Origin of the sequence: Streptomyces sp. NPDC007157 (genome assembly GCF_040634235.1) — a bacterium.
In the GTDB taxonomy this organism is placed as follows: Bacteria; Actinomycetota; Actinomycetes; order Streptomycetales; family Streptomycetaceae; genus Streptomyces.
This window is the reverse complement of sequence record NZ_JBEYFE010000025.1, coordinates 146449-154194: the sequence shown is the minus strand read 5'-3', so window position 1 is coordinate 154194 and position 7746 is coordinate 146449. Positions and strand designations below refer to the sequence as shown.

5 protein-coding genes and 2 pseudogenes are annotated in these 7746 nt (G+C 69.3%); 3 read left to right on the top strand and 4 right to left on the bottom strand.

Features of this window, described 5'->3' with window-relative positions; translation table 11 throughout:
* Window positions 1–281: 281 nt before the first annotated feature.
* Together ABZ642_RS35730 and ABZ642_RS35725 are read right to left on the bottom strand one after the other, a co-directional pair.
* A complete protein-coding gene (locus ABZ642_RS35730; protein WP_360492065.1) occupies window positions 282–1271 on the bottom strand; it encodes a cytochrome d ubiquinol oxidase subunit II in 990 nt (329 codons plus the stop codon).
* Window positions 1268–2683, bottom strand: a complete 1416-nt coding sequence (locus ABZ642_RS35725) for a cytochrome ubiquinol oxidase subunit I (RefSeq protein WP_360492062.1) — start codon at window positions 2681–2683, stop codon at window positions 1268–1270. Before ABZ642_RS35725 ends, ABZ642_RS35730 begins: the two co-directional genes overlap by 4 nt.
* A 428-nt stretch (window positions 2684–3111) precedes the next feature.
* Between ABZ642_RS35725 and ABZ642_RS35720 the strand changes: the two are divergent.
* The 3 genes and pseudogenes from ABZ642_RS35720 to ABZ642_RS35710 form a co-directional block, all read left to right on the top strand.
* Window positions 3112–3813, top strand: a pseudogene (locus tag ABZ642_RS35720) (NADP-dependent oxidoreductase); the annotation flags it as partial.
* Window positions 3813–3941, top strand: a pseudogene (locus ABZ642_RS35715) (MerR family DNA-binding transcriptional regulator); the annotation flags it as partial. The pseudogenes ABZ642_RS35720 and ABZ642_RS35715, both read left to right, overlap by 1 nt.
* A gap of 355 nt (window positions 3942–4296) precedes the next feature.
* Window positions 4297–5190, top strand: a complete 894-nt coding sequence (locus tag ABZ642_RS35710) for an aminoglycoside phosphotransferase family protein (RefSeq protein ID WP_360492059.1) — start codon at window positions 4297–4299, stop codon at window positions 5188–5190.
* Between the two features lie 29 nt (window positions 5191–5219).
* On the opposite strand, the gene ABZ642_RS35705 is transcribed toward ABZ642_RS35710, so the two are convergent.
* Both ABZ642_RS35705 and ABZ642_RS35700 read right to left on the bottom strand, forming a co-directional pair.
* Complete coding sequence (locus ABZ642_RS35705) at window positions 5220–5651, bottom strand: hypothetical protein (protein WP_360492056.1); 432 nt, start codon at window positions 5649–5651, stop codon at window positions 5220–5222.
* A 477-nt stretch (window positions 5652–6128) separates the two neighbouring features.
* Window positions 6129–7517: a hypothetical protein gene (locus ABZ642_RS35700; RefSeq protein WP_360492053.1), complete on the bottom strand. Its 1389-nt coding sequence runs from the start codon at window positions 7515–7517 to the stop codon at window positions 6129–6131.
* Window positions 7518–7746 lie beyond the last annotated feature (229 nt).

The window sequence follows — 7746 nt, the reverse complement described above, 5'->3', positions numbered from 1 at the left end:
GCAGACGAACCCGAAGCTCTCGCCGACGCCGTACTCACCGACCTGCTCCCACCCGGCGACGCCACCGACGACACCGCCCTGCTCATCGTGCGCCTGTGAACGGCTCCTTCGCATCACCGGCGTCTACTGGACCAGTAGAGAGGCCGTCGCTGGTCTTGACGAGGTTCCAGCTGCCGGTGGAGCTGGTGAGGTGGCCGCCCGGGTGGGCGAGTTGCCAAGGACCGCCGCGCGGAGACACGCGGGCGCCGAGCAGGATGCGCAGCATGGGCTGTGCCTGGCCGTCAGCCGAGTTTGCGCCGCAGTTGCAGGATGTAGAGCAGCAGGAGCGATGGCGCGACCAGGACCGCCGCCACGCAGGAGACCACGAACAACTGCCACAAGGTGGCCGACGGGGAAGCCGCCTGCTGGATGGTCAGGTGCGTGCCCAGGAGGTAGGGGTACTGCGCCACCCCCCAGCCCGCCACGACCGCGGCGATCGCGACGGCCGCGAGAGTGCGGACGACGGGCGGGCTGCCCTTGCGCAGCAGAACCAGTGCGGCCAGACCGCACACGGCGGAGACGGCCAGCAGCGGCGCGCCGACCCGGCTCAGCTGGTGGAACAGCCGGGGAGCGTCCGCACGCAGGATGAACACGCCTGCCAGCGCCACCAGTCCCGCGACGATGCCGGTACCGAAGGCGCGGTGGCGGAACGCCGTTTCCAGAGAGGACTGTGCCCGGCGCTGGGCCTGTCCGGTGAGGAAGACGGCGGCAAGGTAGGCGCAGACGGTGACGGCGAGTACGCCGCCGAGCACGGACGTCGGATTGAGCCAGCTGGACAGCGGGTCGCCGTGCCCCGCCGCGGGGACACGGCCGGAGGCGATCCCGCCGGCGACGGCGCCGAAGAAGAAAGGCGTGAGCACCGACGAGGAGGCGAAGGCGACACCGGCGACCGCCTCGCCCCGGCCGCCCGCCAGCGCGTGGCGGAAGGCGAAGCCGGCGCCCCGCGCCACGATCCCCAGCGCCGCCAGTCCCAGGGGAATGTAGAGCGTGGTGGTGATGGCCGTGTACGCCTGCGGAAATCCCGTCCAGATCATCACCAGGATGAAGACCAGCCACGTGTGGTTGGCCTCCCACACCGGGCTGATGGAAAGGTTGATCAACTCCCGCACGGAGCGGCCGTGACGACGGCCACCGGCTGCCAGATCCCAGAATCCGGCCCCGTAGTCGGCACCCCCGAAAAGGGCGTAGGCGATCACGCCGACGAACAGGACCACGGCGGTCAGCGTGCTCATACGTCATCAGCTCCGAACCCGCGCTCGCTCGTCACCGGCACCGGCTCGGGACCGTAGGGCACCGCGACGGCCTCGGTACCCTCACGCAACCAGCGCCGATGCATCGCCCGCAGGACCAGCACCGCGCCCGCCCCGACACAGAGGTAGATCGCGAGGACCGTGGCGAACAGCGGCCACAGGTTGCCCACCGTGGTGACCGCGTCCCGCGTCAGCAGGAGCCCCACCACCGTCCACGGCTGCCGGCCGACCTCCGTCACCACCCAGCCGCTCCACAACGACAGGAGCGCGACCAGTCCGCACACCGACGCTCCGCGCAGGAACCAGCGGTTCACCGGGACCTCGCGGCGCCGCCACCACAGCCAGCCGAACCACAGCGCCATCAGCAACAGCAGCGAGGCGGTGCCGACCATGACGTCGAACGCGAGGTGTACGACGCTCACCACCTCGTCGTCGGGGCGCACGGCCGGGGGGATCGCGTCGAAGCCCTTGATCGTGGTGGACGGCCTGAAGTCCGCGAGGATCGATGCCACGTCCGGAAGGGGAAGGCCGTAGCGGACCTTGCCGTCGGCGAAGATGCCGCCGAGCGTCTCAGGGATGTGGTCACCGGTCTCGGGGACCATTTCGATGGCGGCGAACTTGGCGGGCTCCCTGTTGAAGACCTGCCGGGCGATCGTGTCACCGACCAGGAACTGCAAGGGCATGGCGATCGAGGCGACCGTGAACGGCACGAGGAACCCGAGCTGGTGGTAGCGGTCCCGACGGCCTTGGAGCAGGCCCCACGCGTACACCCCCGCGACCATGAACCCCGCGACGATGTACGCCGCCAGGAACATGTGCACCATCTCCCACCAGAACGCGCCGTTGAAGAACACCTTCGACGGGAACACCTGCACGACACGCCCGTGGCTGACGACGATGCCCCCCGGCTGGTTCATCCAGCTGTTCGCCGCGATCACGGAAGCCGTTCCGCCGACACTCGCCAGGGTCACCGCCACGCCCGTGAAAAAGTGCGGCCATGGTGGAAGCCGCTTCCAGCCGTAGATGTAAATGGCCACGAACACGGCTTCCAGAAAGAAGAAAAGCCCCTCGTAAGCGAACGGAAACCCGAACGCCGCCCCGTACCTGCCCATGAGTCCGGGCCACAGCAGCCCCAACTCGAAGGAAAGCACCGTACCCGACACCGCCCCCACCGCGAACAGCACGGCAGCCACCTTCGACCAGCGTTGCGCGAGAAGCAGCGCCTCGTGATCGTCACGGCGCAGGGCCCGGTAGTGGCAGACCAGCATCATGAAGGTGAACGCGACGCCGAACGGCACCAGAACGACGTGGAAGCCCAGCGTGAACGCCATCTGCTCACGCGCGGGGAGAAGCTGTGGCGGGTCGGCGGCTGCCAGCAGCGCGGACAACGGCATGGATTCTCTTTCCGGCTCGGACAGCGGCGGACGACGCGCGTATCGGTCACGTGCTCACCGCCATGGGTATTCGGGCGGAACGGGCGCCGAAGGGTTTCATGGAAGCCGGCCGTCACAGGCGCGGCATCCATGGCCGATACCCCGCGGAATGGACGCGCCCATGCCCTTCGAAACCTTCACACCCCTCACTCCTAAGCAATTCCACATCACGCTAGGACGGATCTCGCGCATGCTAGTCAGCGCCCCGGACCCCACCTGCCGCGACGGTCGGCGGCGCCGCCGTTTCCCCCTTTGGTGCCATCTCACGAGTGCCAAGTAGACGAAACAGCTCAGGGCCAGGCAGCCGTCCGCCGACCCGCACACGGGCACATGGCGATGTTCAGCCGGGTCTTGCCCCTGACCCACGGGTCAAGGCTTGGCGTCCGGACATGAACGCGACTCATCGCCTCGTGCGCCTGGTCCGCCGCCCCGCCGGACGGCCGACCGCGGACGACTTCACCCTGGCACGGGTGCCCCTCCCCCGTCCCGAGGCCGGCCAGGTACTCGTCCGCAACACCCATTTCCTGGTCTTCCCGGGCCTGCGCACGCTCATCGGAGGCGAGACCCGCGATGTCCCGCTGCCGCCGCTGCACCCCGGTGACACCTTGTTCGGTCCCGCGATCGGCGAGGTGGTCGACGGGCCACTGGAGCAGGGTCGGCTGGTGCTGCACCTACAGGGCTGGCGGGACTACGCGACACCCGCCGTCGCCGAGTGCAGGCCGCTGGAGGGCACGCTGCCCGACCCGGTGGCCCACCTCGCCCAGGGCTCCGCGGCGTACGGCGCGCTGACCCGGCTGGCCGAGGTCCACGAGGGCGACACCGTGTTCGTGACCGGCGCCGCCGGTGCTGTGGGCACCCTGGCGGGCCAGATCGCCCAACTGCTGGGTGCCGCCCGGGTGGTCGGCAGCACCGGCTCACCGGACAAGGCCCGGAGGCTGAAGCGGGAACTCGGTTACGACGCCACCGTACTGCGCGGAGCGGGACCGATCGGCAGACAGCTCGCCGAGGCGGCGCCGGACGGCATCGACGTCGTCCTGGACACCGTGGGCGGCGAACAGCTGACAGCCGCCGTCCACGCAGCGAACCGCGGATCGGCGAGGCAGCGGCGGCAGCCGGCACCACACCGCGCGCTCTGCGCCTGTACGAGGCCCGTGGCCTGCTCCCGCCCCCGCCACGTACTCCGTCCGGCCAACGTGAGTACAGCTCTGCCGAGGTGGCCCGCGTCCGCGTGATCCGTGACCTGCTGGCCCTGGGCCTCACCCTGGAAGACCTCCGCCGCCGAGCCCACCGCCTGGACCTCCTCGTCCAGACCCCGCCCGCTTCCTGTGGCAGCGCCCCAGGCGAGTTCAGCGACGTCGTGGCCGATCGCCTGGCCACCCTGGAGGGCGGAGATCGCACGCCTCACGCACTTACGGCAGAACCTCGCCGCGGCCGCAGGTGCACCATGGGACGCCCCGGCGTTGCCGGCTCCTCCCAACGGCCGCGGGGTCGTGGTCCTTGGCGACAGGGAAGGTTGAACGGCCGGATCTTCCGGGGAGAGAGCCGCTCCACCTGCGTCAGTACTGTGGCTTCGCATGACCGACTCCGAGATCGAGATCACTGCGGACCTGGTCCACGAGCTGCTGCGGGAACAGCATCCGGACCTTGCGGGGCTGGCCATCCACGAGGTGGCGGGCGGGTGGGACAACCAACAGTGGCGCCTTGGGGACGAGTTGGCCGTGCGCATGCCGCGGACAGAGCGTGCCCCGGAGCTTCAGCGCAAGGAATGCCGGTGGCTGCCCGTCCTGGCTCCGCGCCTGCCGCTTCCGGTCCCGAACCCTGTACGGATCGGTGAACCGTCGGCGCGCTTCCCGAAACCCTGGACCGTCATGACGTGGGTTCCGGGCGAGCCACTGGACTACACCTCGATCACCCGCGGCGACCACGCGGCCGACACCCTGGCGGACTTCCTCAGGGCACTCCACATGGAAGCGCCCGCCGAGGCGCCGACCGGTTCGGACCGTGGCGCTCACCCAAGCAAGTACACGGACGGCTTCGACCACTTCCTTCAAGCCGTCGCACCCGGCGGCGTTGCCGACGACGTCCGGGCCGTCTGGGACGATGCCGTCGCGGCCCCCGAGTGGGAGGGGCCTCCGGTATGGGTGCACGGTGACCTCCATCCCGCGAACGTCGTCGTCTCGGACGGAACGCTCTCGGGTGTGATCGACTTCGGTGACCTCTTCGCCGGTGATCCGGCGTGGGACCTCGCGGCCGCATGGGTGATCCTGCCCGCGGGCACCGCCGCACGGTTCTTCGACGTGTACGCGCTCGCGGACGTGGCGACGATCCGGCGCGCCCGCGGGCTGGCCGCTCTGAAAAGCCTGTTCCTGATGCTGATGGGCCAGAACGGAGACCGGGGCCTTCCTAGCGGCAAGCCGACATGGGGACCCGCGGGCCGGGCGGCGCTCGATCGTGTTCTTCGGAGCTGAAACCGAGTGCGGCGTGGCCCCGTCTGAGTTCACCGACCCCCGCTGGCCTCGACATGGACCCTGGTCAGCGCAAACAGGATCAGGACGTCGAGTGTCATCATGGGGATGGACCACAGCGGGTAGTACGGAACGAACATGAACTGGGTGATCAGGCTGATCACCGCCACCGCTACGCCGAGCCCGCGACCCCAGCTCCGGTCCGTCAGCACTCCCAGGCCGGCGATGACGAGCAGCACTCCGATCACAAGGTGAATCCAGCCCCAAGCCGTCAGGTCGAACCGGTAGGCGTACCGGGACGCGGCGAACAGGGTGTCCTCTGCGATGCCGGCTGCGCCCATCAGAATGCTGAGGGGTCCGCTGAGCATCATCAGGATTCCGGCGAACGAAGAGGCGCCGGTGATCATCGCGCTGCCGTCGGGCCCGCCGTTCCCTCGCCCTGTCCTGTTCGGCACCGTCGTCATGGCAGCAGCCTCCCTTTCTGTAGGGTGCGGTCACCGACGCACACGTCCGTGCGAAGCCGGCTACGCCCCCCTGACAGGATCACCGCAATCCGTCGGCACCGCGACTTCAACCCGCGTGGCCCTCGCCGCACAGCCGCAGGTGTCGCGAAGGGCGCGCCCCTGCCCTTGACGAACGGTGCAGGCGCCGATCGGGCCGCTGGCGGCTTGGGCTTGCGGCTTGCGGCTTGCGGCTTGCGGCTTGCGGCTTGCGGCCCACGATGCGTGCGATGGTCCGCCGCCCTGGCCGCCGATATGTGGTGGCACCCCGAGACGCACTTCTCGGCGGCCTCGCCCGGTTGTGCCATGGGTGCCACCAGTCGGCGGCCTGGAGGGTCGGCGGGGCCCCGCGGGCGACGAGAAGACCCGGCAGGCAGGTCGCCTTCGCACAATCGTCGTCGGCACGGGCGCTCAGGCCCGGGGCACCGGCAACTTTCCGTGTCAGTTCAGGGATTTGACGAGGCGTTCGATCTGCCCGGCGACCTTCTCTGCGGTCCCCTCGACGTAGAAGCCGTCGCGTGCCTCGTAGGTGAAATTGTCGTAGTTCCAGCGGTCGGGCATGTTCTTGGCGCCGCCCTCGAACATCGACATGACGAAGGTGCTGGCGAACGGGGACGCCTTGCGAATGGCGTCCGCCGTGCTGGTGGACAGTTCCGGCTCCACGCCGGCGAACACGCCCTTGCCCACCTGGAAGACCCAGATCGGCACCTCGGTGGTGTCGGTGGGGGTGTAGGTGGTGGTCTTCACCGGGCCCGTGGGGTGGTCGGTCTCCATCTCGGTGGTGGTGACGTCGTCGGTGAGCAGCCGCACCGTGACGTTCTTGCCGCTCTCGTACCTGGTGATGGCCTGGGACACCCGCACGATCTCGTCGCCCAGGCGCTCGCCCTGCGCGGTCAGCAGGGCGAAGCCGGCGTCGTGCAGGTCGACGCCGTAGGACCACGCCTTGTTCCTGTCGATCGTGTACCGCTTCGATCGGTAGGCCGGGAACTGGTCGCCGCAGGCGCCGACGAGCCAGAAACCGATGGCGCCGGGGAACTCGCTCTCCACGTGGGCGGTGGCGGCGCCGGCCAGGTCGGCGGTGATCGGCAGGTTGCCGTCGCTCATGACGGAGTCCTGCATCACGCAGGACTGCACGTTGTAGTTGGTCAGGACGGCGATCGGGTTGCCGTCGAGATCGTTGAAGCGGGCGACGTACACGCCGTGGTCCGAGGTGCCCTGCTCGTTGACGCCCAGCCAGTAGCCGTCCGCGGTGCGTACGTTGCGGTTGACGTTGATGCCGGCCTCACCGCGGCCGTAGCCGACCTGGGCGTCCTGGAGGTTCCTGACCGCGTCGGCGACCGCGCCCTTGGTGGCGGTGACGATGTTCCGCACGTACGTCGCGGCGCCCGCAGACGAGTTGCTGTCCGCGACGTGCGGTGCGGAGAAGCAGTGCGTGACGGTGACCATGATGTGCGCCGCCGCGATGCCGGTGGCCGCGGTGATGGCCTCGCGCATCAGTCCGATCGCTTCGGCACTGATCGAGGTGAGGTCCAGCACGGCCAGGGCTACACGGCGGGAGCCGGACTCGACCAACAGCACACGCGCATACAACTCGTCGTGCACCGAGGTGAAGTTGTCCAGGGGCAGGATCGAGGCACCGGGCGTGAACGCGGCTTTTCCGGCACCCACCCTCAGCCCGGTCGCCGGCTTCGTGGCGGCCCCGGCGGTCGTCGCGCTGCCGACGACGGCCGTGGCGGCCACCCCGAGAGTCGTCGCCGCGACGAACGAGCGCCGGCTCATGTCCTCGAAAGGGGCCGCTTGGTCCCTCTCGTTCTCGTTTCGCTCAGACATCGCAGTCCTCCACTGGAAGGGGTCGGGTCCATAAACGACTGCCGACGCTTTCGGTCGGTTGACTCGGCCTGCGTCGGGGGCAGCGCCATGACACCGAGGAAGCATCACAGCGCCTCCGGGAATCGGCAATTCGCAGGACGCAAGCTCAGCTTTCACGACGAGAACCGACGGCTCGATTTCGTGGGGAGCCTTCTGACCGTGCCCGGCAAAACGCCGGCAGGACGCATGC

Coding starts and splice junctions, on each gene's coding strand:
- ABZ642_RS35730 (WP_360492065.1), bottom strand. CDS start 1,271: ATGAGCACGCTGACCGCCGTGGTCCTGTTCGTCGGCGTGATCGCCTAC.
- ABZ642_RS35705 (WP_360492056.1), bottom strand. CDS start 5,651: ATGACGACGGTGCCGAACAGGACAGGGCGAGGGAACGGCGGGCCCGAC.
- ABZ642_RS35700 (WP_360492053.1), bottom strand. CDS start 7,517: ATGTCTGAGCGAAACGAGAACGAGAGGGACCAAGCGGCCCCTTTCGAG.
- ABZ642_RS35710 (WP_360492059.1), top strand. CDS start 4,297: ATGACCGACTCCGAGATCGAGATCACTGCGGACCTGGTCCACGAGCTG.
- ABZ642_RS35725 (WP_360492062.1), bottom strand. CDS start 2,683: ATGCCGTTGTCCGCGCTGCTGGCAGCCGCCGACCCGCCACAGCTTCTC.